The sequence below is a fragment of the Sphingopyxis sp. GW821-FHT12C06 genome (assembly GCF_058807415.1).
This window is the reverse complement of the sequence record NZ_JBXAQR010000008.1, coordinates 92,029-116,254: the sequence shown is the minus strand read 5'-3', so window position 1 is coordinate 116,254 and position 24,226 is coordinate 92,029. Positions and strand designations below refer to the sequence as shown.

The 24,226-nt window shown below is 63.3% G+C and carries 23 protein-coding genes; 15 read left to right on the top strand and 8 right to left on the bottom strand.

Annotation, left to right across the window (positions count from 1 at the left end; genetic code table 11):
* Window positions 1-151: 151 nt before the first annotated feature.
* From AC1RRJ_RS21195 to AC1RRJ_RS21175, 5 genes are all read left to right on the top strand, one after another.
* A complete protein-coding gene (locus tag AC1RRJ_RS21195; RefSeq protein ID WP_493126440.1) occupies window positions 152-2,458 on the top strand; it encodes a TonB-dependent receptor in 2,307 nt (768 codons plus the stop codon).
* Between the two features lie 16 nt (window positions 2,459-2,474).
* Window positions 2,475-3,158 (top strand): hypothetical protein, encoded by a 684-nt coding sequence (locus tag AC1RRJ_RS21190; protein WP_493126438.1) that lies wholly within the window; start codon window positions 2,475-2,477, stop codon window positions 3,156-3,158.
* A 109-nt stretch (window positions 3,159-3,267) separates the two neighbouring features.
* Window positions 3,268-3,567, top strand: a complete 300-nt coding sequence (locus AC1RRJ_RS21185; protein WP_493126436.1) for a hypothetical protein — start codon at window positions 3,268-3,270, stop codon at window positions 3,565-3,567.
* A gap of 1 nt (window position 3,568) precedes the next feature.
* Window positions 3,569-5,545 carry an oxidoreductase gene (locus AC1RRJ_RS21180; protein WP_493126434.1) on the top strand — a complete coding sequence of 659 codons (1,977 nt, stop codon included), beginning with the start codon at window positions 3,569-3,571 and terminating at the stop codon, window positions 5,543-5,545.
* Window positions 5,546-5,560: 15 nt separating this feature from the next.
* Window positions 5,561-6,412: an SDR family NAD(P)-dependent oxidoreductase gene (locus AC1RRJ_RS21175; protein WP_493126432.1), complete on the top strand. Its 852-nt coding sequence runs from the start codon at window positions 5,561-5,563 to the stop codon at window positions 6,410-6,412.
* A gap of 54 nt (window positions 6,413-6,466) precedes the next feature.
* Here the strand turns inward: AC1RRJ_RS21175 and AC1RRJ_RS21170 are convergent, their stop codons facing one another.
* Entirely contained in the window at window positions 6,467-6,871 is a 405-nt protein-coding gene (locus AC1RRJ_RS21170) for a heme-binding protein (protein WP_493126430.1), read from the bottom strand.
* A gap of 110 nt (window positions 6,872-6,981) precedes the next feature.
* Between AC1RRJ_RS21170 and AC1RRJ_RS21165 the strand changes: the two genes are divergently transcribed.
* The 4 genes from AC1RRJ_RS21165 to AC1RRJ_RS21150 all read left to right on the top strand — a co-directional run bounded on the left by AC1RRJ_RS21165 (window position 6,982) and on the right by AC1RRJ_RS21150 (window position 10,248).
* Window positions 6,982-7,737, top strand: a complete 756-nt coding sequence (locus AC1RRJ_RS21165) for a GntR family transcriptional regulator (protein WP_493126428.1) — start codon at window positions 6,982-6,984, stop codon at window positions 7,735-7,737.
* A 97-nt stretch (window positions 7,738-7,834) separates the two neighbouring features.
* Complete coding sequence (locus tag AC1RRJ_RS21160; protein WP_493126426.1) at window positions 7,835-8,764, top strand: hypothetical protein; 930 nt, start codon at window positions 7,835-7,837, stop codon at window positions 8,762-8,764.
* Between the two features lie 18 nt (window positions 8,765-8,782).
* Window positions 8,783-9,922 carry a class I SAM-dependent methyltransferase gene (locus tag AC1RRJ_RS21155; protein WP_493126424.1) on the top strand — a complete coding sequence of 380 codons (1,140 nt, stop codon included), beginning with the start codon at window positions 8,783-8,785 and terminating at the stop codon, window positions 9,920-9,922.
* The gene (locus AC1RRJ_RS21150) at window positions 9,919-10,248 is read left to right on the top strand and encodes a hypothetical protein (protein WP_493126422.1); all 330 of its coding nucleotides are present in this window, start codon (window positions 9,919-9,921) and stop codon (window positions 10,246-10,248) included. The genes AC1RRJ_RS21155 and AC1RRJ_RS21150 overlap by 4 nt, the downstream gene beginning before the upstream one ends.
* Window positions 10,249-10,269: 21 nt before the next feature.
* On the opposite strand, the gene AC1RRJ_RS21145 is transcribed toward AC1RRJ_RS21150, so the two are convergent.
* The 4 genes from AC1RRJ_RS21145 to AC1RRJ_RS21130 are packed head-to-tail and all read right to left on the bottom strand — an operon-like array spanning window position 10,270 to window position 13,728.
* Window positions 10,270-11,187: a polysaccharide deacetylase family protein gene (locus tag AC1RRJ_RS21145; protein ID WP_493126420.1), complete on the bottom strand. Its 918-nt coding sequence runs from the start codon at window positions 11,185-11,187 to the stop codon at window positions 10,270-10,272.
* Window positions 11,184-12,074, bottom strand: a complete 891-nt coding sequence (locus AC1RRJ_RS21140) for a polysaccharide deacetylase family protein (RefSeq protein ID WP_493126418.1) — start codon at window positions 12,072-12,074, stop codon at window positions 11,184-11,186. Before AC1RRJ_RS21140 ends, AC1RRJ_RS21145 begins: the two co-directional genes overlap by 4 nt.
* Window positions 12,071-12,754, bottom strand: a complete 684-nt coding sequence (locus AC1RRJ_RS21135; protein ID WP_493126416.1) for an isochorismatase family protein — start codon at window positions 12,752-12,754, stop codon at window positions 12,071-12,073. The genes AC1RRJ_RS21140 and AC1RRJ_RS21135 overlap by 4 nt, the downstream gene beginning before the upstream one ends.
* A complete protein-coding gene (locus tag AC1RRJ_RS21130) occupies window positions 12,751-13,728 on the bottom strand; it encodes a hydroxymethylglutaryl-CoA lyase (protein ID WP_493126414.1) in 978 nt (325 codons plus the stop codon). The genes AC1RRJ_RS21135 and AC1RRJ_RS21130 overlap by 4 nt, the downstream gene beginning before the upstream one ends.
* Before the next feature lie 70 nt (window positions 13,729-13,798).
* Here AC1RRJ_RS21130 and AC1RRJ_RS21125 point away from each other — a divergent pair, with 70 nt between their 5' ends.
* The 3 genes from AC1RRJ_RS21125 to leuD are packed head-to-tail and all read left to right on the top strand — an operon-like array spanning window position 13,799 to window position 16,973.
* Window positions 13,799-14,944: a CaiB/BaiF CoA transferase family protein gene (locus AC1RRJ_RS21125; RefSeq protein WP_493126412.1), complete on the top strand. Its 1,146-nt coding sequence runs from the start codon at window positions 13,799-13,801 to the stop codon at window positions 14,942-14,944.
* A gap of 20 nt (window positions 14,945-14,964) precedes the next feature.
* Window positions 14,965-16,368, top strand: coding sequence for a 3-isopropylmalate dehydratase large subunit (locus AC1RRJ_RS21120; protein ID WP_493126410.1), 1,404 nt, complete (start codon window positions 14,965-14,967; stop codon window positions 16,366-16,368).
* Entirely contained in the window at window positions 16,368-16,973 is a 606-nt protein-coding gene (gene leuD, locus AC1RRJ_RS21115; protein WP_493126408.1) for a 3-isopropylmalate dehydratase small subunit, read from the top strand. Before AC1RRJ_RS21120 ends, leuD begins: the two co-directional genes overlap by 1 nt.
* A gap of 7 nt (window positions 16,974-16,980) precedes the next feature.
* Here the strand turns inward: leuD and AC1RRJ_RS21110 are convergent, their stop codons facing one another.
* The 3 genes from AC1RRJ_RS21110 to AC1RRJ_RS21100 are packed head-to-tail and all read right to left on the bottom strand — an operon-like array spanning window position 16,981 to window position 20,300.
* The gene (locus AC1RRJ_RS21110; RefSeq protein WP_493126406.1) at window positions 16,981-17,739 is read right to left on the bottom strand and encodes an IclR family transcriptional regulator; all 759 of its coding nucleotides are present in this window, start codon (window positions 17,737-17,739) and stop codon (window positions 16,981-16,983) included.
* Window positions 17,740-17,752: 13 nt separating this feature from the next.
* Complete coding sequence (locus AC1RRJ_RS21105; protein ID WP_493126404.1) at window positions 17,753-19,057, bottom strand: MFS transporter; 1,305 nt, start codon at window positions 19,055-19,057, stop codon at window positions 17,753-17,755.
* A 46-nt stretch (window positions 19,058-19,103) separates the two neighbouring features.
* Entirely contained in the window at window positions 19,104-20,300 is a 1,197-nt protein-coding gene (locus tag AC1RRJ_RS21100; RefSeq protein WP_493126403.1) for a methyltransferase domain-containing protein, read from the bottom strand.
* Between the two features lie 211 nt (window positions 20,301-20,511).
* Between AC1RRJ_RS21100 and AC1RRJ_RS21095 the strand changes: the two genes are divergently transcribed.
* The 3 genes from AC1RRJ_RS21095 to AC1RRJ_RS21085 are packed head-to-tail and all read left to right on the top strand — an operon-like array spanning window position 20,512 to window position 23,961.
* Complete coding sequence (locus AC1RRJ_RS21095; RefSeq protein ID WP_493126401.1) at window positions 20,512-21,717, top strand: FAD-dependent oxidoreductase; 1,206 nt, start codon at window positions 20,512-20,514, stop codon at window positions 21,715-21,717.
* On the top strand, window positions 21,714-22,478 hold the full coding sequence (locus tag AC1RRJ_RS21090; RefSeq protein ID WP_493126399.1) for a maleate cis-trans isomerase family protein: 765 nt from the start codon (window positions 21,714-21,716) through the stop codon (window positions 22,476-22,478). The genes AC1RRJ_RS21095 and AC1RRJ_RS21090 overlap by 4 nt, the downstream gene beginning before the upstream one ends.
* A 19-nt stretch (window positions 22,479-22,497) precedes the next feature.
* Window positions 22,498-23,961: an aldehyde dehydrogenase gene (locus AC1RRJ_RS21085; RefSeq protein WP_493126398.1), complete on the top strand. Its 1,464-nt coding sequence runs from the start codon at window positions 22,498-22,500 to the stop codon at window positions 23,959-23,961.
* Window positions 23,962-24,226: the final 265 nt, after the last annotated feature.

Below are 24,226 nucleotides of genomic sequence, written 5' to 3'. Positions count from 1 at the left end.
GCAGGAGGGCTCGGACCAGTGGTCGGCGCCCCCGGGGATGGTTTGGCTTATGCGTTGATTTGTATGTCAATTATAACAATTTGGATGGTTCCAGGATTGAACGGGATGGCTCTGCACATCGTGCGGGCAAAGGAAGAGGGAAAGCGAATCAATGAAAGCAATTAAATTGGGGCTCGTCGGCGGCTTGAGTCTGCTTGCGGTTGAAGCGTCGCAGACGGCCTATGCGGCAGAAATCGCAGCCGATACTGAAGTTTCGGATCACGCCGAGCCGGGCGAAATCGTCGTCACCGCGCGTAAGCGCGAAGAGCGGCTGCAGGATGTTCCGATCGCCGTTTCGGCAATGACGGCTGACGATATTGCCGAGCGCGGTATTCGCGATCTTTCGGCGGTCGGTGACTTCACGCCGGGTCTCTCGCTCGAGCGCGCCAATCGCTATGGCACCCAGGGTGGTGCAAGCCGCCCGGTGATCCGCGGCATGGGCAATGTTCTGGGCGAGCCCAATGCGCAGGTCTTCGTTGACGGCATTCCCTTTTCGGAATCGATCCTGTCCTTCCCCTTTGATCTCGTCGAGCGCGTGGAAGTGATCAAGGGGCCGCAGGCGGCGCTTTATGGCCGCTCGACCTTTGCCGGTGCGATCAACCTCGTCACCAAAAAAGGTGGCAATACGCCTCAGCATGCGATGACCGCGCGGGTCGCCCAATATGGCGATTACGAGCTGAACCTTTTGTCGCGTGGCCCGATCGTCGAGGACAAGCTCTATTATATGGTGCATGCGCGCCATTATGAGTTTGGCGGTATGTACCGCAACTCGCTCGACGGTCGTAAGGTCGGGAATGAAAAGAGCTTCAACCTCAACGGGTCGTTGGAATTCCGTCCGACGAGCGATTTCACCGCAACGCTGAGCGGCGGTTATATCCGCGACCGCGACGGTCACCCCGCGATCGTGACGCAGGACCGTTTCCAGAATAATTGCTACCTGGGGTCGGCGCGCCAATATTATTGCGGCGTCGTCAAGCGCTACGACGAAACGACGCTCGACCTGGAATCGCTGGGCGATACGGTCGGCCTGCGCCGCGACAGCTACCGTGCCTTCCTCAGCATGGTCTATGAAGCGGGTGATTTCACGATCACGTCGAACAGTGGCTATTTCAACACCAAGACCGAATTCGGCCATGACTCGACCTATCAGGGCGCGACGGCTTTCGGACGGACGACGGTTCCGAATGCTCCGGGCTTTGTGCGTCCGGTCGCCGACGGTGTGCGTTCGGGCAATGTGCTGCGCAACGAAGTCGGTACGCGTGAGGAATGGTCGTCGGAACTGCGCGTTCAGTCGCCGAAGTTCCTCGACACCTTCGACGTGATGGTTGGTGGTTTCTATTATCAGCGCCGCCGCGGGCTGGAAGAACGGCATTTCGACGTCACCGCACCGACGATCGATTCGGGGATCGACCGGACCGACAATATTGCATTCTTTGGTGCCTTGAATGCGTCGATCACCGATCGCTTGAGCGCGTCGTTCGAAGTGCGTTATGCTGAAGATCGCATCGGCAACTACAAGAGCGCTACCGGTGTGCTGGCTGAACGCAAGTTCAAGTCGACAACGCCGCGTTTCACGATGGACTATAAGCTGTCGGACAATTCGATGGTCTATGCGACGCTCGCCAAGGGCAACAAGCCGGGTGCGTTCAACTCCGATCCGCGTTTCCCCGTCGAGGTGCAGTTCGCCGAAGAAGAGACCAGCTGGAACTATGAAATCGGTTCGAAGAACCGTTTCCTTGACGGCGCGTTGCTGCTCAATGTCGCGGCCTTCTATGTCGACTGGAGCAAGCAGCAGCTGAGTTCTGCCTATATCTTCCCCGACGGCAGCAGCCGTTCGTACATCATCAATGCCGGTGAAACCGAAGTCAAAGGCGTCGAGATTGAAATGCAGGCGAAGCTGTCGCCGGAATTCAGCGCCGGCATCAGCTATTCGTTAAACGACGCGAAGTTTGTGAAGTTCGACGATGCGGAAGCCGGAAACCTGTTCGGCGATCCGTCGGTCGCGGGCAATCTGGTCCCGAACGTGTCGCGTAACCAGGTTTCGGCCTTTGCCGAATATGTGCGCCCGGTATCGAAAACGGTGGATTTCTCGCTGCGTGCTGACCTGTCTTTCAATGAAAGCAAGTTTGACCAGATCTACAATCTGGCGGAAACCGGCGACAAGATTCTGCTGAATCTGCGCGCCGGCCTTCAGGCCCGGAATTGGAAGTTCTCGGTGTTCGTCGACAATCTGACCAACAACCGGGCGCCCTCGACGGTCATCCGCTGGGTCGATCAGCTCAACCTGAACGTGCCGCAAGTTGTGAACCCCAATCCGGCACAGAACAATGTCCCCGGCACGACGAATCAGGAGCGCGGCTTCCAGTTCCCGCTCGCGCGCAAGCGTCAGGTCGGCATTACGCTCGGCTATAACTTCTGATCGAAGGGGCAATCGCATGAACGGTTCCGATGCTTTGAGGAATGCGCTTCGGGCGCTGGCGGTCGCAGGGGCTGTCACGCTGGGAGCTGGTGTTGGAACAGCGATGGAGGCCGTCCCGCAAGGGGCGGCCGCCGTTGCGGCGTGCGACGCCGTCGCCGCGCATCCCGACGATCCCGACAAGATCGGACCCGGCCATGTGAAGGCCCAGATCGACCTTCCGGCCGCGATCGGCCTGTGCCGCACCGCAGTTGCGGCCGATCCGGGCAATCTGCGCATTCGTTACCAGCTGGCGCGCATGCTGTTCTACAGCGGTGAGCGCGAGGAAAGCATCCGGGGCATGAAGAGCGCGGCCGATGACGGATATCGGCAGGCGCAATTCGTCTATGGCGTCTTCATCAACTATCAGCGCGACGGCGCGCCCAAAGATTTGTGTCTGGCCGAAGGCTATTGGCAGAAGTCCGCGCTGGCAGGCCGTCAGGCCGCGCGCATCAATTATGTACGCGAGCGGTTGAATGGGCGTTTCAGGGGCTGCCCGAACATGGCGTCGATCCCGCAGATGCAGCAGATTTTGACGGCCGCGGCTAGCGATGCCACCAACTATTATGAATCGCTCTTCATCAAGGATCTGACGGGGCGGCTGGAAGCGGGCGCATCGACCGATGCCGCCGCGAAGAAGCCGGGTAGCGAGCCCGTCTGGTAGTAGGATCGTGAAGGAAAGCGTGACATGATCGCGCTTTCCTTCCTTCGAGCTGGAACGGGCGATCGGCGCGCTCCCTGCTCCGCGAGGCGGGGCCAAAGAGGTGAATGGCATGAGCAAGGTTGAAGATCCAAAGGACGTCAAACTCCCCCGGGTCAGCAAGGGAAAGCGTCCGCAATTTTTCGACGACCCCGCGGTCGACCAGATGATGACCTTCTTCCTCGAACTGATGACCGAAGTGTCGGTGCTGCGCGAGCGGATGGATACGGTCGAACGTCTGCTCGACGCCAAGGGCACAGTGTCGCGCGCCGAGATCGAAGCATATCGCGCCGATGCAGCGGTCGAAGCCGAGCGGACGGAATGGCGTGACGCCTATTTCCAGCGCGTCATGCGCATGCACAATCCTGGCTGAGATGACGGCCTATCCCCATCTTTTTTCCCCCATCCGTATCGGACAGCGCGACCTTCGGAACCGGATCGTCCATGCGTCGATGTCGACGCACTATGCCGATAAGGGGCGCGTTACCGAGCGGCTGATCGATTATTATGTGAACCGCGCCATCGGCGGCGCGGCGATGCTGGTGACCGAGCCGATGGCGATGCTGCGCCGACAGAATGCGCCGACGCGCCCGGCGGTGCACAGCGATATCAACGCTGATGCGCTCGCGCGCTGGGCCGACGCCGTCGCGGCGGCGGGCGGGCTGATGCTCGGGCAGATTCAGGACAATGGCCGCGGCTTTCGCGCCGGTTTTCGTAACGATGCCGCCGTCGGCCCCTCGGCGCTTCCCGACGATCTGAGCTGGACGGTGCCGCATGCACTGTCGACCGATGATGTGCGGCGGATGATTGACGAATTCGCCGCCTCGGCGGCGCGGATCGCGACTGCGGGCTTCGCGGGCGTCGAGATTTCGGCCGGGCACGGCCATTTGTTCCATCAATTCCTCTCGCGCCGTTCGAACCGGCGCGAGGATGTCTATGGCGGCGACCTCGCCGGGCGGGCGCGGTTGCTGGTCGACTTGATCGCTGCGCTACGTGCGGAATGCGGCGCCGATTTCATCATCGGGCTGAAGCTGCCGGCCGAAGACGGGATGGCGGACGGCATCGATCTCGCCGAGGCCGAAGAGATTACGCGCCATCTCCATGCTGCGGGCGGCTTTGATTATCTCACCTATTGCTGGGGCTCGCACGGGACGACGCTGCACGAGCATCTGCCCGACCTGCACGGACCGCGCACGCCCTATCTCGACCGGATTGCGGCCCTCGGAAAGGCTGCGCCGGGAGTTCCGCTCGGCGCGCTTGGCCTGATCACCGATCCGAATGAGGGCGAGCGGATCGTGCGTGACGGGCTGGCCGATCTGGTGATGCTCGGCCGGCCGCTCGTCACCGATGCGGCTTGGGGTGTGAAGGCGCAGGAAGGGCGCGAGGCGCAGATCCGTTACTGCGTTTCGTGCAACACCTGCTGGCACATGATCACCACCGGTCGCGGGCTGCGCTGCGACAATAATCCACGCGTCGGCGAAAGCGACGAGGCCGACTGGCGTCCGGCGCCCGCCGCAACGTCCAGGCATGTCGTCGTGGTCGGTGCGGGCGTTGCGGGAATGGAGGCGGCGTGGGTCGCCGCCGCGCGCGGGCACCGCGTCACCCTGTTCGGCGCGTCGGACGAACCCGGCGGGAAGGCGCGGCTGCACGCGCTGTTGCCCGGCGGCGAAAATCTCAGCAGCATCTACGATTATCAGCGGCTCAGCGCCGAGCGCGCAGGCGTCGATTTCCGCTGGGGGCAGCACGCGGCGCTGGATGATATCGTGGCGCTCGCGCCCGATCATGTGGTGCTGGCGACCGGAGCGACCCCGGCCTGGCCCGACTATCTGCCCGAGGAATATCGCGGCGAGGGCTTCTTCCCCGATTTGCGCGAGGCGATGGGGCAGATGACCCGCCTGTCGGCGCGCCAGCCCGGCACCGCGGTGATCCACGATGCCGACGGCGGTGCTTTCACTTATGCCGCCGCCGAATTATTGTGCGACCGTTTCGAGCGCGTCGTCATATTGACCGAGCGCGAACGCATCGCGAGCGACGAGGCGGTGGTGACGCGGCAGGGCATTTACGCCCGACTCTATCGCAAGGGCATCGAGATCATCACATCGGTGCGGCCGCTGTCCTCGTCGCGGTTCGAGGAGGCCGAGGTTGCCTGCGCCAACATCTACAATGGTGCGGAGCAGGTCATCACCGACGTGGCCCTTTTTACCTATGCGACCGCGCGTATTCCCAATGATGCGCTCGCCGGGCCGCTGATGGCGGCGGGCATCGACGTCCACGCGATCGGCGACGCTTGGGCCCCGCGTAGCGTGCTGACCGCGACCGCCGAGGGCCATCGCACCGCCATGACATTCTGACAGGAGAAATTACGCATGTATCCCGATCTTGAAGGCAAGGTGGCCGTCGTCACCGGCGCCGGGCGTCATGGCGGACTGGGTGCGGGCATCGCGCGGAAGCTGGCCGAGGATGGCGTGCGCGTCGTGCTGCACGATCTGGGCGACGCTGCGGATGCGATGGCGCCCGATCATGGCGTCGGTCGAACCGCCGAACTGGAAGAAGTGGCCGAGGAGTTGCGGGCGATCCACCCCGATATTGCCACTTGCACCGCCGACATGCGCGTCGAAAGCGAGGTCGAAGCCCTGATCGGCAGCGCAGTCCAGCGCTTCGGAAAGCTCGACATATTGGTCAATAATGCGGGCGTCGGTTTCCTCTTCGGTCCCTTTGTCGATCAGACGCAGGAGATGTGGGACACCGTGCTCGACGTGAATCTGCGCGGCGCCTTCTTCGCGATGAAGCATGCGGTGCGGCAGATGCAGCGTCAGGACGAACAGCCGAAATGGGGGCGCGGACGGATCGTGTCGGTGGGCAGCCGCGGATCGAAATCGGGTTCGGCGCTGACCTCATCCTATATCGCGTCGAAACATGGTCTCGTCGGGCTGACGCGGTCGGTGGCGATCGAGATGGGGCCGCAGCAGATCACCGTCAACATGGTCTGCCCCAATCATGTCACCACGGGGCTGGGCGCGTGGCAGAACGATTATATGGCGAAGATGCGCGGGCAGAACGTCGAGGAATATCTGGACGCGATGCGCGGCCGGATTCCACTCGGCCGCGTTGGCGATGTCGAGGACACCGCCAACGCCTGCGCCTTCCTCTGTTCGGGGCAGGCGCGCTATATCACCGGTGAAGCGATGAACGTCTCGGGCGGCGAGGAAATGCACTAAGGCAGGGACACCCGCCCCTTTCCGATACGAAAAGGGGCGGGGACCATTCACGTGTCAGGCGGCAGTCAGGACGGCACGCCCTGCTTCGGCGACGGCCTCATCCTGCGCGGCGGACCCGCCCGAAATGCCGATCCCCCCGATGCACTGGCCACCGTGGACAATTGGCAAGCCGCCGGGCATCGGCAGATACTCGGTCAGCCGCAAAAGCTCGGGCTCATCCTTCAGGCGCGCAGTCAGCGCTCCGCTGGGTGCGCGCATCAGCGCTGCGGTGCGGGCCTTCGCCGCGGCAACGACCGGGGTCATCGCGCCGGTTCCGTCCATGCGGTAGAGCCGGAGCGCATGGCCGCCATCGTCGCAGAGCGACACCGTGGCGGCGAGGCCGAGTTCGGCGGCTTTTGCGAGCGCGGCCTCGACCATCGCGTCAAGCTCGATTGCGGTGAGGACAGCTTTGCTTTTCATGAAGAGTTTTCCTTCTTTGCTTTGAATATTTGTGGGATGATGGTCTAGCGCGGCCGTTACGCGTTCAAGACGATGTGAACGGGCGTGAAACAGGGGAGAAGTTTTTGAGCATGTCGGGTGACGACATTACGGCAGTGGATCGGCTGCAGGCGGTTCCGCTCTATCATCAGATATTCCTTCAGCTTCGTGAGGAAATCTCGAGCGGGGAACGCGCCTTCGGGTCGCGGATGCCGACCGAACAGGAGCTGGCCGAAAATTTTGGCGTGTCGCGCATCACCGCGCGCCGTGCGCTCGACGAACTCGCGCATACCGGGCTGGTCGAGCGTAAGCGGCGCGTCGGGACCCATGTCATTTTCAAATCGCCCGCGCGGCCGATCGAGGGCAGCATCGAACAGGCGCTGGAATCGCTGATCGCCTTTGGCCGCGATACGCAGGTGAAGATCCTCGAACTGGAAACCGTGCCGGCCCGGGCGCCGCTGACTGAAGCGCTGGAGATTGAGGCGGGTACCAAGGTGGTGCGCGTCGCTCGTGTCCGCTGGCTCGACGACCAGCCGCTGTCCTATGTGATCAGCTATATCCCGGTCGATCTGGGAGTCGAGCTGTCGCGCTCGTCGCTGCGCACGACCCCGATGCTGAGCCTGATCGAAAAGGCGGGCGTACGGATCGGTGCCGCGACGCAGACGATTTCCGCCTCGCTGGCCGATGCCACGCTGGCCAATGTTCTGGCCGTCGATATCGGGTCGCCGATCCTGCGGGTGAGCCGCACGGTGCTGGATGTCAACAAGCGCCCCGTGCAGCATGTGCTCGCCCAGTTCCGGCCCGATCGCTACCAGATTCGCCTCGATCTTCATTCCGCCAAACCCTGATTTTCCCGCTTTGGCGGGCCGGGGCTCGCGCTGCTTCGATTTGATATAGAATTATGAGTAATTAATGCTAGTCTCCGATCATGACGGAGGCGGCGCGATGAATGACTGGACCACGGAAAGCGACCCGCGCCTCACGCGGTTTCGCTTCGCGACGATCGGGGCGCCCGACCTTGGCGCGATTGAAGATCAATATGGCGAATGGCTGGGGTATCGCGTCCGCGAACGGGGCGAAATATCTGCGGATCTGGCGGCGAGCTGGGCTGCGGCGGCGATGGCGGGGCGGCCCTATATCGTCATGAGCACCGATGGCGCGCCCGACGATTATGTCCGGGCGGTGCAGATTACTGCGGTGCCTAGCTACAAGCCGCTGACGACTTTTGGCTGGGCGGCATTCGAGATCATCGTCGACGATGTCCACGCCGTCGATGCGCGACTGCGCCAGTCGGGCTTTCAGATCATTGCCGGCCCGACCCCGCTGCAATTCATGCCGTCGATCATCGCGATGCAGGCGGTCGGGCCGGCGGGCGAGTGCCTTTATTTCACGATGGAAAGCGGGGACCGCGCGGCGTCGATCCTGCCGCAGCCGCGCTCCTTCGTCGACCGGCCGTTCATTTTCGTGATCGCCGGACCCGATTTCGACGCGCTGCGCCTCTGGTATTGCGACCGCTTCGACCTGAGGCGGCGGCCGCTGCGGCAAAGCAGGATCCGGATCATTCAGGAGGCGCAGGGGCTGGGCCCCGATACCATCATGGATATGACGACCGCCGGGCTGCGCGAGCCGGGCTATCTGCTTGAGTTCGACGCCTATCCGACGGGACCGGGGCGTATCGCGGGGCCGCGCCCTTGTACCGCGGGGGAGTTGCCGCCGGGCTGTGCGATGGCGAGCTTTGGCATCCGCGATATTGACCTTGTCGCCGACGTCGCGATCATGCCCGCGATGGTGCGCGAGGGTACGGGTTATAACGGGCGCCGGACGGCGACGGCGATCGGGCCGGCTGGCGAACGTGTGGAATTTATCGAAGATTGAGTTGAAAGGAACCGGGTCATGAAGGTTCGTGATGTCCAGCATCCGATGTTGCCGGAAACGACAGCAGAAGAACAAAGCCGCCAGCGCGCCGTGGTGTCGCTGCGCAAGATATTGAACGCGCGCGTGCGGTCGGCGAATGTCCGCCGTTTCGAGGAAGAGGGCGCCCCCGCCTTCGCCGCGCGTCACGGGCGCCAGCCGCAATCGCCTGAAGATATCGAGCGCGCCCTTTTTGAATCGCCCGGATACCGGATGTGGAGCGCGGTGAACCGGTCGGTCCAGGAAATGATCTGGCTGTCGGTCGGCGAGCCGATTTTTCGCGACCGCGCACGGATGCAGGCCGCAGCAAGCGCATTGGCGGAATCTCCGGCCAGGCTCGGCGCGCTGAAGCTTGATCCCGCTTATGACCCGTCGCCTGAAATTGCCGACGTCGATGTCCATCTCCAGCCCGGCGGATATGCGCGCAACGACGGCCCACAGGATATCGTCGCGGGCGCCTTTTATGAAACCGGCGGCAATATCTATTCCTTCGGGCAGGGCGCCGGAAAGAGCGACAGCAAGGCGGGAGTGATCTTCAATCTGTTGCGGTCAGAATTTGCGGACTTCACGCCGACCCGCATCCTCGACCTTGGTTGTTCGGCTGGCGCGGCCTCGGCCGCCTATGCAGCGGAATTTCCCGAAGCCGACGTCCATGCGCTCGACATCGGCGCCGGGATGCTGCGCTACGCCCACGCGCGGGCCGAAGCGCTTGGAGTTCCGGTGACTTTTCATCAGATGGACGCTGCGGAGCTGAAATTCGCCGACGACAGCTTCGACCTGATCGTGTCGCACAATATGTTGCACGAGATCAGCGCCGAAAAGCGCCGGCAGGCGATGGCAGAGGCGCTGCGCGTCGTGCGTCCCGGCGGGCTGGTCATCTTTCAGGATGTCGACACGCGCTTCGCGCCGTCCGACGTCCATCGCGTCGAGAAAAATTGGGACACCGCCTTCAACGGCGAGATTTTCTGGAAAACCTATGGGGAGGCCGACCTGGTCGCGGATATGACCGCTGCGGGCTTTGCCTCTGCCGATATTGCGGAACATAATATGGAAGCCGTCAGCAACATCAATCGCTGGTACGTCATCAGCGGCCGCAAGCCCGTCGCTGGAGGCGCTGCATGACCGGTTCGGCCGATGCCATTGCCGCCGTCATCGAAAGCGGGCGCGGAACGCGGCCGTTCAGCCTGCGCAATCAGGAGGCCGAGCAGGTCCTCAACATCGCGCTGGCGCTGATGGTCGAACTCGCGGCGTCGAACGACCGTATCGACCGGCTTGAACGATTGCTCGCCGAAACGCGCGGCGAGCCGCTCGATGACTTGCGCAATGCGCTGCCCGATGGTGATGTCGCGGCCGAACGGCAGGCGGCACTCGAGGCCATGCAAATGCGCGTGATGCGCGTGCTCATCGACCCGCGCGAAGCCGTTGACGGGCATCCCGACGCGCGCTGAGCGCGCGCCGGGTTTGCCGCGTCAGGCGGCGGCGAAGCCGTCGACGATCTCGCCGGTCGTGGCAAACCACGTCTGCGGCTGATCGCCCAGCCATGCGAGCAGGCGCTCAAGCGCCTCGATACGAAAGGGCAGGCCCATCACATAGGGGGTCAGCTGGATCGTGAGCATTCGCCCGCCTTGCGTCGATTCCTCCGCGAACAGCGCAAAGGCATCCTGCATCTGCTCGGCGAAGCTGTCGGCCGACTGCTGCTGGACGGTGATGATCTGGCGGTCCGACAGCTCGTGATTGACCGGCACGTTGACGATGCCGCCCGCCGGGGTGATCATCCGGTAGGGCAGGTCGTCATTGACCCAGTCGCACATATAATCGACCCCGGCTTCGACCAGCAGACGCGGCGTGTTCCAGCTTTGCGAGCGGGCGATCGACTGCCAGCCGCGCGGACGCGTCCCCGACACTTTCTCAAGCATGTCGAACGACGCGCGGATCAGCGCGCGCTCGTCGGCCTCGTCCATCCCCGATGCGATCGTCCCGTTCATGTCGGTCGAATGGGCGACAATCTCATGCCCGCCGGCCACAATATCGGCGATGATTGAGGGGTAGCGTTCGGCAATCGCGGCATTGACCGCGATCGTCGCCTTCGCCCCGGCCTTCGCAAAGGCGTCGAGCATGCGGTAGAAACCGATGCGCGTGCCATATTCGCGGGCAGTATAATGGCGATAGTCGGGATAGGCCGTCTGCATATGGCCCGGCGCGCGAAACGGCGCGTCGCTTGGTGTGATCGGAAACCATTCGAGGTTGACGAACAACGCCACCGCCACGCCCTTGCCCGAAGGCCAGGCGATCGGCGCGCGGTCGCCCAGCTTCGACCAGGGATAGAGATCATGGTCCATGCCGCGGGCGCGGCGGGGATATCCGAGATAAGCGGGATCGAGGCTCATGCGCCCACCTCCGTCGGGGTCAGATAGTGATCGGCGATGTCGCCCGACCGGGTGATCCACGCACGGTCATCGGCGGCGATATGTTTCAGCACCTCCTCAAAGGCGCGGATGCGGTGCGGCTGCGCGATCAGATAGCTGTGAAGCGGAATGCACATCACCGTGCCCGATTCGGCGCCCTCGGCGGCGAGCCGCTCATATTGGCGGATCAGCGTGTCGGCATATTCGCGCGGGCTCATATTATAGACGAAGAAGCCATAATGGTCGTTCACCTCGATGCTGTAGGGCATCGAAATCAGCGTGCCTGACTGGACATGCACCGGCTGCGGCTGGTCGTCATGATAGAGATCGCAGGTATAGGTCAGCCCATATTCGGCGATCAGGTCGAGCGTGCGCGGGGTGTGGGTGAGGGCGGGGGCGAGCCAGCCCTTGATCGTCTGGCCGGTCGCATCGCGCACGGTGCGGATCGAATCCTCGATGATCGCGCGCTCCTGCGCCTCGTCCATCCCGTAGCTGTAGCGGGTGTTGTAAATGCCGTGGCTGAAGAATTCCCAGCCGAGCGCGTTGGCATTTTCGACGACGTCGGGAATATGATCGCACAGCGCCACCGACAGCGACACCGATCCTTTGAACCCGTGCTTCTCCATCGCCTCCGCCATGCGCCAGTGGCCGACTCGATTGGCATAGTCGCGGTGGCTGTATCCGACGACATCGGGGTGCGGCTTGGGCCAGCTTTTCCGGTGCGGATTGGTGGCGGGGTCGATCTCGTAATATTCGAGGTTGGGCGACACCCAAACCGCGACTGACTTGCCATCAGGCCATTCGATTTTCGGCCGGCACCGCCACGGGTTGAAATCATAGAGGCCGGGATCGGCGGCGCCTTCGTTCATGCGCGCGCCTCCAGCCAGTCGATCACCGCCTGAACCGGTTCGACATCGGCATATTTGAGCTGAAGGTCGGTCAGGTTCGCGAAGTGATAGCTTTCATGCTTGTCGGCGCAGGTCTCGATCGGAACGATGGTGCGATAGCCATGCGACAGCGCATCGACCGCGGTCGCGCGCACGCAGCCTGATGTCGATCCGCCGGTCACGATCACCGTGTCGACCTTGTGCCAGACGAGATAGCTGGCGAGCGGTGTTTCGAAAAATGCCGACGGCATGCGCTTGGCGTAAATGGCGTCGACGGCATGATCGATCTCGCAACGCGCGTCGAAATCATGGCGGGGACTCGGGATTTTGATGTTCTGCAAGCTGTCGGGGGTGTTGGTACGCGTGCCCCAAACCCCGGCGTCGGCACCATTGTCCATATAGCCGACATGCGTCCAGATGACGGGCATGCCGGCCTGACGCGCGAGGCGCGAGATGATGTTGGTATAGTCGATCTGGCGCGGATCGGTCTCGTAAGCGGTCTTGTAATCGTCGATGCAGGTGTAAGCATTCTGGAAATCGACGTTCACGATCGCCAGTTTCTCGCCGAACCCGAACTTCGCGCGCGCCGGATTGGCCATCACATCTTCGAATATCTGCTTCGCGGTCCGGCCGTCCGAGACCATCTTCGTTCCGAGGCTCATGCAAACTCCTTATTGGCAGCTTCGGGCACAAAGCCGAGCGGCAAGCCCGCGTCCGGCGTGAACCCGTATAATGTTTCGTCCGGCAGCGCGGCGTGGACGATGTCGCGGACCGCGAGCAGGGCATTGAGGTCGATGCCGGTGCGCAGTCCCATCGCCTGCAGCATGAAGGCGAGATCCTCGGTGACGATATTGCCGCTCGCGCCAGGTGCGAAGGGACAGCCGCCGATGCCGCCGAGCGAGCTGTCGATCGTGGTCAATCCCGCGTCGATCGCCGCCAGCACATTGGCGAGGCCGAGCCCGCGCGTGTTATGAAGGTGAATGCCGGTCAGCGCCGCGTCGCCGACGACGCCGCGCACCAGTGCGATCAGTCGTTTGACAGCAGCGGGGTCGGCATAGCCCGTGGTGTCGGACAGGCCTACCTCGTCGCAGCCCGCGTCCATCAGCGCGCCGGCAAGGCGTTCGATCTGGGCGTCGGGAATTGCGCCTTCCAGCGTGCAGCCGAAGACGGTCGACAGGCTGCCTTCGAAATGCGGGCGTTGGTCGGCGGGCAGGGCGCCGATCATCTCGGCGATACTACGCGCCTCGGCGATCACCTGATCATGGGTGCGCCGCAGGTTTGCAAGGCTGTGGGTTTCCGAAACCGACAGCGGCAGCGTTAATTTATGCGCGCCCGCCGCGATCGCGGCTTCGGCGCCGCGCGCGTTCGGAACCAGCACCGCGACCGCCAGTCCCGGGATGGTTCGGGCATGGGCGACGACCTCGGCGGTGTCGGCGAGCTGCGGTAGCAGCTTGGCGGGAACGAAGCTGCCGACCTCGATTTCGCGGACCCCGGCGGCGGCTTCCGCATCGATCCACGCTTTTTTTGCTTCCAGCGGCATAATGGCGGAAATGCTCTGCAATCCGTCCCTTGGGCCGACTTCACTGATCAAAATATCCACGTCCAAAGATCTGCTCCTGACGTTGTGGCGTTGCATTATTGTATTATTTCTATATCAAATGAGCCGAGCTTGTCGAGCATGGTTTGAGAATCAAAAATAAAGAGGAATGATGGATCAGGACGCATATCCGCTAGCCGGACTGAAGGTGATCGAATTCACGCATATGGTGATGGGGCCGTCGGTCGGAGTCATCCTGGGTGATCTTGGCGCCGATGTCGTGCGAATCGAGCCCGAGGGCGGCGATCCGACGCGCAAGCTGCTCGGGTCGGGCGCGGGCTATTTCCCGATGTTCAATCGCAACAAGCGTAGCCTGTGTCTGAATCTGAAGGACGCGAAGGATCTTGCCCGCGCGCGGGCGCTGGTCGACGGCGCCGACATATTGGTGGAAAATTTCCGCCCCGGCGCTCTCGAGCGGCTTGGCCTCGATTATGCGTCTTTTGCCGAGAGCAATCCCGGGCTGATCTATTGTTCGGCGAAGGGGTTCCTCAGCGGACCCTATCAGCATCGCACCGCGCTCGATGAAGTGACCCAGATGATGGGCGGGCTCGCCTATATGACCGGCCCGCCGGGGCGGCCTTTGCGCGCCGGCGCGTCGGTGATCGACGTGACGGGAGGGATGTTCGGGGTGATTGGCATTCTCGCCGCGCTCGAACGACGCCATCGCACCGGCCGCGGTGCTGAAGTGAAATGCTCGCTCTATGAAACGACGGCTTTTCTCGTCGGGCAGCATATGGCGCAGCAGGCAGTGACCGGACAGGCGGCGCAGCCGATGCCGGTGCGACTGTCGGCGTGGGCGATCTATGACGTGTTCGATACGCGCAATGCCGATGAGCAATTGTTCGTCGGCGTCGTCAGCGACAGCCAGTGGGCAGGATTCTGCAAGGCGTTCGAGCTGGCCGATCTGGCCGCCGACACCGCGCTGGCGCTTAACAATGAACGTGTTCTGGCGCGCGATCGCATCGTGCCGCGCATTCGCGAACTGTTCGCGGGCATGACGCGCGATGAACTGGTGGCGAAGCTCGACGGGATCGGCCTGCCGTTCGCACCGATCACGCGCCCCGACGAATTGTTCGACGACCCGCATCTCAATGCACAGGGCGGGCTTGTCGATATCCGGATCCCGGGCGGTAGCGCGACGCGCCTGCCAGCGCTTCCGCTCGAAATCGACGGCGAACGCATGGATGTGCGGCGCGATGTGCCCGCGGTCGATGCCGATCGCGCGTCGGTCTTTCGCGATTTCGGCCTGAGCTGAGCGCGCGTAGGGTAGGGACCGTGGGTAACAGCATTTTCGAAAAAATCTGGCGGGCGCATCGCATCGATGCGATCGACGCCGACACCGACCTGATTCTGGTCGACCGCGTACTGTTGCACGAACGGACGGGCGGGGTCGCATTGAAGAGTCTTGCCGAGGCGGGGCGCAGCATCCTTGCACCGCGTCAGACCTTCGTGACGATGGACCATGTCGTCGACACGCGTCCCGGCCGAACCGACGATACGATCATGCCGACGGGCAAGGCGTTTATCACGGCGACGCGTGAAGCGGCGCAGGCCGCGGGCCTGACCCTGTTCGATCTGGGTGATCCGGCGCAGGGGATCGTGCATGTGATCTCGCCCGAAATGGCGATCGTCCTCCCGGGCGCGACTTTGGTGTGCCCGGACAGTCATACCTGTTCGCAAGGCGCGCTCGGCGCGCTCGCGTGGGGGATCGGGTCGACGGCGGCCGAACATGCGCTCGCCAGCTCGACGCTGCGCGTGAAGCGGCCGAAGACGATGCGCATCATGATCAATGGCACGCTCGCCCCCGGGGTGACCGCCAAGGATCTGGCGCTTCACCTGATCGCCCGTTTCGGATCGTCCGGCGGGGCAGGGCATATCGTCGAATATGCAGGCGAAGCGGTGTCGGCGCTCGACGTCGAGGCGCGGTTGACGCTCTGCAACATGGCGACTGAATTTGCGGCCTTCACCGCGATCATCGCGCCTGACGATAAGGTTTTTGCCTATCTGAAGGGGCGGCGTTTCGCGCCCGCCGGTTCGGATTGGGAGCGCGCCGTTGCGGCCTGGGGCGATCTTTGCAGCGATGATGATGCGGTTTTCGATACAGAACATCAAGTCGATGCGGCGGGCGTCGCGCCAATGGTGACATGGGGCATCAGCCCACAGCAAGCGGTGTCGCTCGATGGCAGCGTGCCAACGTTCGACGCGGTCGCGGGGCGCGATCCGCGCGAGCTCTATGATCGCGCGCTCGCCTATATGGATCTTGTCCCCGGCATCTCGCTGGTCGGCCTGCCGATCGGTGCGGCCTTTATCGGATCCTGCACGAACAGCCGTCTTTCGGACCTGCGCCGCGCAGCGGCTATCCTGAAGGGGCGCAAGGTCGCGGCCAGCGTCAAGGCAATCTGCGTTCCGGGCTCGACGCGGGTCAAGGCGGCGGCCGAAGCCGAGGGGCTCGACAAAATCTTCACCGACGCCGGTTTCGAATGGCGTGAATCGGGCTGTTCGATGTGCTTTTTTTCGGGCGGCGAAAGCTTTGGCTATCGCCAGCGCGTGATCAGCTCGACCAACCGGAATTTCGAAAGCCGCCAGGGGCCCGAGACCCGCTCGCACCTCGCGTCGCCGGAGACGGTCGCCGCATCGGCGATCGCGGGCATGATTGCCGACCCAAGGACGTTTGCGTGATGGAAAAATTCGACCGTTTGACCGCCGTTGCGGCGCCGCTCCTCCGCGACAATATCGATACCGACGCGATCATTCCGTCGCGCGAGATGAAGTCGGTGTCGAAGCGCGGCCTTGCCGATGGCCTGTTCGCCGGATGGCGCTACCAGGCGATCGGCGGACGCGATCCCGCCGCTGATTTCATCCTGAACGATCCCGCTTATGCGCGGGCGCAAATATTGCTGACCGGTACCAATTTCGGTTGCGGGTCGAGCCGCGAGCATGCGGCGTGGGCGCTGGTCGAATATGGCTTCCGCGCGATTATCGCGCCGTCGTTCAACCCGATTTTTCGTAGCAATTGCGTCAACAACGGTATCGTCCCTGTCGAACTGGAGGCCGCCGCCATCGCCGCGCTGGCGGAAGAGGCCGGCAATGCGCCGGTGACGGTCGATCTCGAACAATGTCTCGTGACGTCGCCCGCCGGTTCGTGGTCGTTCATGATTGACGGCGAGGCGCGGCAGATGTTGCTGAACGGCATGGACGCGATCGAGCTGACGCTGTCGCGCAAGGGTGCGATCGAGGCGTTCCGCACGGCGGACGCCAGCGCGCGCCCCTGGATTTATCTGTAAAGCTGGTTCAGCCGTTGCCGGTCTGTGACGGCGAAGCGCCCAACGCGCGCGATGCTTCGGCCGCCGCAGCACGAACATGCGACACCAACGTCGCGCAATATTCGTCATTATAGCGGCTGAGCGGCACGGTCAGGCCCATCGACGCGATGATCTGGTCGTCGGGGCCCCACACCGGTGCCGCAACGCCGCCGACGCTGGTTTCCCATTCGCCGCGATTGATCGCGACGCCGGTGATGCGCACTTCGTCGACCTCGGCCGCCAGGGCGTCGGGCTGGATGATCGTCAGCGGCGTATAATGGCGTAGCGGACCGGCCAGTGTGTCGCGCATCGCGGTAGGGTGAAACGCCAGGAATATCTTGCCGGCCGCCGAGCAATGCGCCGGCGCGCGTTCGCCGATTTCGGAGAAGGCGCGCACCGAATGGGCGCCCTCGGCCTTGTCGATATAGATGACTTCGGGTCCCTCGGAAATCGCGAGATGGACCGTCTCGCGCGTTTCGCGGGCGAGCTGGTCCATGATCGGGCGGATCGTTCGGCGCAAGTCGAGCCGTTCGATCACCCGCATACCCTGCTGCCAGATCTTCAGTGTCGGGGCGTAGCGGCCGTTGTTCGCGCTGATATAGCCCAGCGCGGCAAAGGTCTGGAGATAGCGGTGGACGTTGCTCTTGGTGAGGTCGAGCTGGCGCGCGAGCTCCGATACGCCGACCGGTTCGCGCGCTATGATCACCGCCTCCAGCAACCCCATTCCCTTGACGATGGTCTTGTCCATGAACCTTGTCCTATCAGCCCTTTAGGGCCTGTTCCAGATCATCGACCGCCGCGCGGTAATGGCGCAGGCCAAGGCACAGCAGGATGATCGCCGGAATGCCGACGATGAGCACATAGGCCGACAGTACGACACCGATCGACTTGGGGTCGCCCGATGCGTCGATCGCCCGGCCAATCAGCGGCAGGCCGAGCAAGGGGCCGACCAGCGCAATGACCGTGCTAAAGATCGCCATCGACTGGCTGCGGATCTCGCCTGGCGTGATCTGCATCATCGAGGACGGGCCGCCCGCGGTCGCGACCGACTTGCCGATAAAGGTGATGAACATCAGAACCATCGCGAGTTCCGCCGTCGGCATGATCGGGTAGAGCGCACTCGTTGGAATGACGATGAGGAGGCCCAGCAGCAGCAGCCGCATCGAGGCGTCCTTATACTTCGTCTCAAACCGCTTTTGCGCCCACACGGCAAGCGCGGTTCCCAGCGGGCCGGCGGTGAAATAGAAGAGCCCGGTCACGGCGCCGACCTCGGCGATGTTCCAGCCATAGACGCGCTGGAACAGCGGGACCGTCCATAGGGTCGTCGCGATCATCGCGAAGTTGCAGCTCGAACCTACGAACAGCGCGCCGAACCCGCGCCAGCGTTTCAGGATATATTTGAACGCGACGCTTATGCCCTGGGCCGAGCCCGTTCGCTCCTGGCGTTCGGGTTCGCGTACCGTCAACATCATCAGCGCGAACAGGAAACCTGGAATGCCGACAAAGATGAAAGCGGCCTGCCATGGCGCGCGCTCGCCGATCAGCGGCCAGTCGACATGGCCGAGCGATTCGAGGTGGCTGACGATAAAACCGCCGACGAGAAAGGCTAGGCCTGCTCCCAGATAGGGGCCCGCCATATAGATGCTGATCGCGCGGCCCCGCTCGGTGCGGTTGAAATAGTCGCTGATGATCGAGATTGACGCCGGGGTGACGACCGCTTCGCCAAGGCCAAGGCCGAGGCGCAGCAGGAACAGCGCGAGGAACGTGGTGACGAAGCCGTTACCGGTCGTCATTGCGCACCAGATGAGGATGCCGCCGATCAACAGATATTTGCGGTTGGTTCGGTCGGCATACCAGCCGAGCGGAATGCCGACGATCACATGGAACAGCGAAAAAGCCGGACCGAGCAACAGGCCGACCTGAAAGTCGGTGAGGTCGATCGACTTCTTCAACGGTTCGATCAGCAGGCTGAGGATATACCTGTCGAAATAGGACAGGATGAAGATAGCCAGCAGCAGTACGACGACATACCAGCGATAGCCGTTGCCATTCCTGTCCAGGATCACATGTTCGCTCCCACGAAGACTCCGACGGGAGCCAATTGCAAAAAAATCAAAGGGGTTTCCGGCTGCCGAAGACGTACCAGCCGCCGCGTCCGTGCCGCGGACGGCCTGGTTCATCCCAGTCAAAGGCCCTGGCGCGGTCGGGATAGGCGCCGATGTCGGGCAGGATATGCGCAAAGCTCGCATCGCGATCGAAACCGGCGTTCACGCACAGCGCGATCGGGTCCTGATCGCGAAAGGCGGTATAGGACGGCTCGTTGTTGTTGCGCGTGTCCCAGTTCCAGAAATAATTTTCCCACGCATCGACTAGGTCGTGCGCGGGCAGCTCCTGATGCACCATCAGGCCGCCGGGTTTCAGCAGGCGGTGGCATTCGGCCAGTACCTTCTTCGTCGCCCAGACCGGAATCTCGTGAAAGAAAAAGCTCGAGACGATGAGATCGAAGCTGCTGTCGGCGAAATCGGTTTTTTCGGCATTTTGCTGGCTGAAATGGACGGGAATGCCCTCATGCCCCGCGATCGCGTGGCCATAGCGCAGCAACGGCGCGCCGACGTCGATGCCATGCGCTTCGACGCCCGGAAACGCTTCGACATAGGGAAGAAGATTCTTGCCCGACGAGGTTCCGATGTCGAGCATGCGCGCCGGTTCCAAATCGGGGTAGGCGGCCTTGATCCAGCGGCTGACGACCCGCGCGACGCCGCCCCATGACCGGTGGCTCTGCTGCGCGGTGAAGACGCGGGCGCCGAGGCTGACCACCGCGCCCTGCGCGACATCGTCCTCGGTATATTCGCTATGAAAACAGCCCGGCGTCAGGTGGACGTCGATGGCACTGACATAGGGCGGGACTTCGAAGTCGGGGTCGGTCCGCAGCGATCCATTCGCCGGATTGCGCTCGACCGCGTCCCGCGCGACGGCGATGAGTTCGGGCAGGGCGCGCTCGACCGGTTCCTGCACCGACAGAAAGCACATCTCCTGCGCATTGTAACGCAGCGTGCTGTAGAAACGATAGGCGCTCTCCCCACGCATCGCGGTGTCGATGTCGCGCCACGTCTCGGGCCGGTTGCCCGCAGCGGTCAGGCGCGGTTCGACGCGGGTGCGGTAATCATCCTCCAGCGACGCAGCAAAGTCCTGGATCGCGTGGCGGCGCAACGTGCTGCAGAAACGCTGCCGGGCATATTCGTCATGCGTGGCATGCGGAATCGTCTCGATATTCTCGATGGACGAATTCGCTCGCTCGGTCGCTACCATTTTGCCTGGCTCCCTATCATTCCAAAATACAGAACGATGTTCCGAATCAAACCCTAGCATTGAACGGATAGCGCTGACAACGGGCTATCCGGCTGGGCTTTTCATCATTCCTGTCTTGCCACAGATCCCCTGCTGTCGCTACATAACTATTAAAAGTAGTACAATTAAAATGCGCATCATGCGGGGGCTTTGGAAGGACGTTATGGCGGTTATGGAGCATCGGATTATCATCGTTGGCGCCGGACCAGTCGGGCTGACGGCCGCCTTTTTGCTGGGCGAACGCGGCATTCCCTTTCTGTTGATCGCGTCCGAAGCGGTCCTCGAAACCGACCTGCGCGCGTCGACCTTTCACCCGCCGACGCTCGACTTTCTGGACGAATATGGCCTTGCCGAATCGCTGATCGAACAGGGTCTGCGTACCCCGACGTGGCAAATTCGCATGCACGGCACCGGCGAACGGGCTGAGTTCGATCTTGCGGCGATCGCGGGCGATACGCGACACCCCTTCCGCTTGCAGTGCGAGCAGTCGAAGCTCTGCCGCCTGTTGCTCGACCGTTTGCAGCGCGAGGGCAAAGGGGAAATCCGCCTTGGCCTGCGCGTCGATGCGGTCGCGCAGGATGATGACGGCGTGACCGTCACCGCGCGCCCGCTCGGCAGTCCCGACGATGCCGAACCCGAATATTTCGCCGGGCGTTTCGTGATCGGGGCCGATGGCGCGCGCAGCGCCGTGCGGCGGTCGCTCGACATGAAGTTCGAGGGCAAGACCTATCCCGAAACGACCATCCTCGTGACGACCCATTTTCCCTTCCACGATCATCTGGAGGGGCTGTCGAACGTCAATTATGTCTGGAAGGCTGGCGGTACCTTCAGCCTGCTGCGCCTGCCGAACCTGTGGCGGTGCAGCCTTTATCCCGACGAAGGCGAAACGATCGAGGATGCGCTGCTTCCTGAAAGCATAGCGCGCAAACTCGAAGTCATCGCGCCGGGCGCATCGGAGCAGGGCTTTCTCGAAGTGCGCCCCTATCGCATCCATATGCGCCTCGTTGACGAGTACCGGGTCGGCCGCGTCGCGCTCGCGGGCGATGCCGCGCATATCAATTCGCCGTCGGGCGGGATGGGGATGAACGGCGGGGTCCATGACGCCTTCGAACTGGTCGCGACGCTGAACGAGATCTGGCACGGCGCCCCGCTGACGCTGCTCGATCGCTACACGCGCCGCCGCCGGCCGATCGCCGAGCGCGAAGTGCTGGCGCAGTCGGATCGTAACCGCGCGCGGATGCAGGAACGCGACGATGCGCGGCGCTGCGAAATGCTCGCCGAGTTGCAGGCGCTCGCCGCCGATCCGGTGCGGGCGCGCGAACATCTGTTGCGGACATCGATGATCGCCGGCCTGCGCGCCGCCGCGGAGGTCGCATGACGGCGCGCTATGATTATGGCCGCGCCGGCCGGGTTGGTATCGGGACGCCGCAAGCGAATCCGACCGTCGAAACCGAATTCTCGATTCTGATCCCGCCGCGCGCGGCGCTGTCGGTCACGCGGCTGACCAGTTCGGCCGCGGCGCCTGTCGATCGTCTGCGCGACTATTTGCTGCGGTTAGAGGATTCGCTGGCGGCCTTCGATACGCTCAAAATGGATGTCTTCGGTTTCGGCTGCACCGCATCTTCCTATCTGGTCGATCGCGATCAGGAAGCGGCGGTTTATGCCGCGTGCGAAGCGCGCTTTGGCTATCCTGTGCTGGGTGCAGCCGATGCCATCGCCTGGGCGCTCGACCGGCTGGGCGCGCGCCGTATCGCGCTGCTCTCGCCCTATCCCGCCGACCTCGCCGGGCCTGCCCACGCCTATTGGCAGGCGCGTGGTTATGTGCTGGCCGAAACCGGCCGCGCGGGGGCGCTCGCGCCCGGCGCCGATACGCGGGGCATTTATGACCTCGGCAGTATCGATGCCGCGGAGGCACTGGCTGCGGTTGATGTCTCGGGCGTCGATGCGGTGGTGTTCAGCGGGACGGGCATGCCGTCGCTGCCGGTGATCGCCGAAACCAGCACCGGCGTACCGCTTCTTTCCTCCAACCTGTGCCTCGCAGCGCGGATCGCTGACCGGCTCGGGCTTGGCGACCTGCTCGATCCGGCGTCCGCGGCGGCACTCGGCTGGCGCACCCGCTGCCATGCCGCCATTTCCTGACCTTCATGGGAGAGTTTCAATGACCATCATTACCGCTATCGTCGACGGCGAAATCGTCGAAACCGGCACCGCGCCGATCGCCATCATCAACCCCGCCGACGACGAACTGGTCGTCGAACTGCCGGAGGCCGACGATGACACCGTCGACCGTGCCGTGGCCGCGGCGCGGCGCAGCTTTGACGAAGGCGTCTGGCGCAACAAGCCGGTCGAGGAGCGGCAGGCTGTGCTGCGCCGCTGCGGCGATGCGATCGAGGCGGCGGCGGATCAGCTCGCCGACATCGAATGCAGCAATACCGGCATTCCGCTGTCGCAGATCCGCAGCCGGCAGGTGCTGCGCGCGGCCGATAATTTCCGCTTCTTCGCCGATTATATCGGGCAGAGCGTCGGCCAGCTGTACGAACAAAATCCCGATTATCTGACCCTCGTTCGCCGCGAGCCCGTGGGCGTCGCGGCGCTGATCTCGCCGTGGAACTCGCCGCTCGCGCTGGGATCGATGAAGATCGCTTCGTCGATCGCTTTCGGCAATTCCTGCGTCCTCAAGCCGTCGGAACAGGCGCCGCTCGGGATCAGCCTGCTCGCGTCGCTTCTGCGCAACGCAGGGCTGCCTGACGGGGTCGTCAATCTGGTCAATGGCCGGGGCGCCACCACCGGCGACCGGTTGATCCGGCATCCCGATGTCAATGTCGTCACCTTCACCGGCGGCACCGAAACCGGACGCATCATCATGCGGACGGCGGGCGAGCATCTGAAGCCCGCGACGGTGGAACTGGGCGGCAAGTCGGCCAACATCATTTTCGAAGACGCCGATTTTGAACAGGCGCTCGACGGCGCGCTGCTCGGCATCTTCACCAACAATGGCCAGCAATGCCTCGCCGGTTCGCGCATCCTCGTCCAGCGCAGCATCGCGAAGCGCTTCGTCGAGGCCTTTGTCGCGCGCGCCGAGGCGATCCGCGTCGGGGATCCGCGCGATCCCGCGACCGAACTCGGCCCGCTCGTTTCGCGTCGGCATATGCAGCATGTGCTCAGCTTCGTTCCGGAAGCAGGCAGCTCTGACCGGATCCTGACCGGCGGTGGCCGTGTCGCGGGGCTCGACAAGGGCTGTTATGTCGCGCCGACGCTGGTCGAAACGACCAACGACAGCCGCATCGCGCAGGAAGAAATCTTCGGCCCGTTCGGCGCCTTCATCGTCTTCGACACTGACGAGGAGGCCTATCAGATCGCCAACCGCAGCCGCTTCGGTCTGGTGTCCTATGTCTGGTCGCAGAATATCGCCCGGATCATGGAAGCGCAGGAACGCATCCAGGCGGGTATCGTCTGGTGCAACACGCCGATGATGCGCGAACTGCGCGCGCCCTTTGGCGGGTACAAGGAATCGGGGGTCGGTGCCGACGGAGGCAGCGCCTGCGAGGCTTTCTACACCCGTCAGAAGACGGTGAGCATTCCGCGCCGCCCGCTGACGTTGCGGCAGCTGGGAAACAGCTGAGTATCGACAAAAGGTAACAGGACGGGATCGCGACGTCGCGGGTCGGGTTTCCCTCGGGGCAAAAGAACAGGTCGGGCATTCAGTGGGTCATATTCCTCCGCGGCGGGGACCCGCGCTTGCTCCGGCATCGAGCCTGGGCGGTGCTTCGACCGGAAAAGCGCGAAAGCATCTCCCGCCGCATTTGCATGGCGTTGTTTAAGGGAGCCGGTTTGTACGGTCGCGGCGGCGATCGGACCGGAGGGGGAGGACGCAGCGCCGGGCCTGA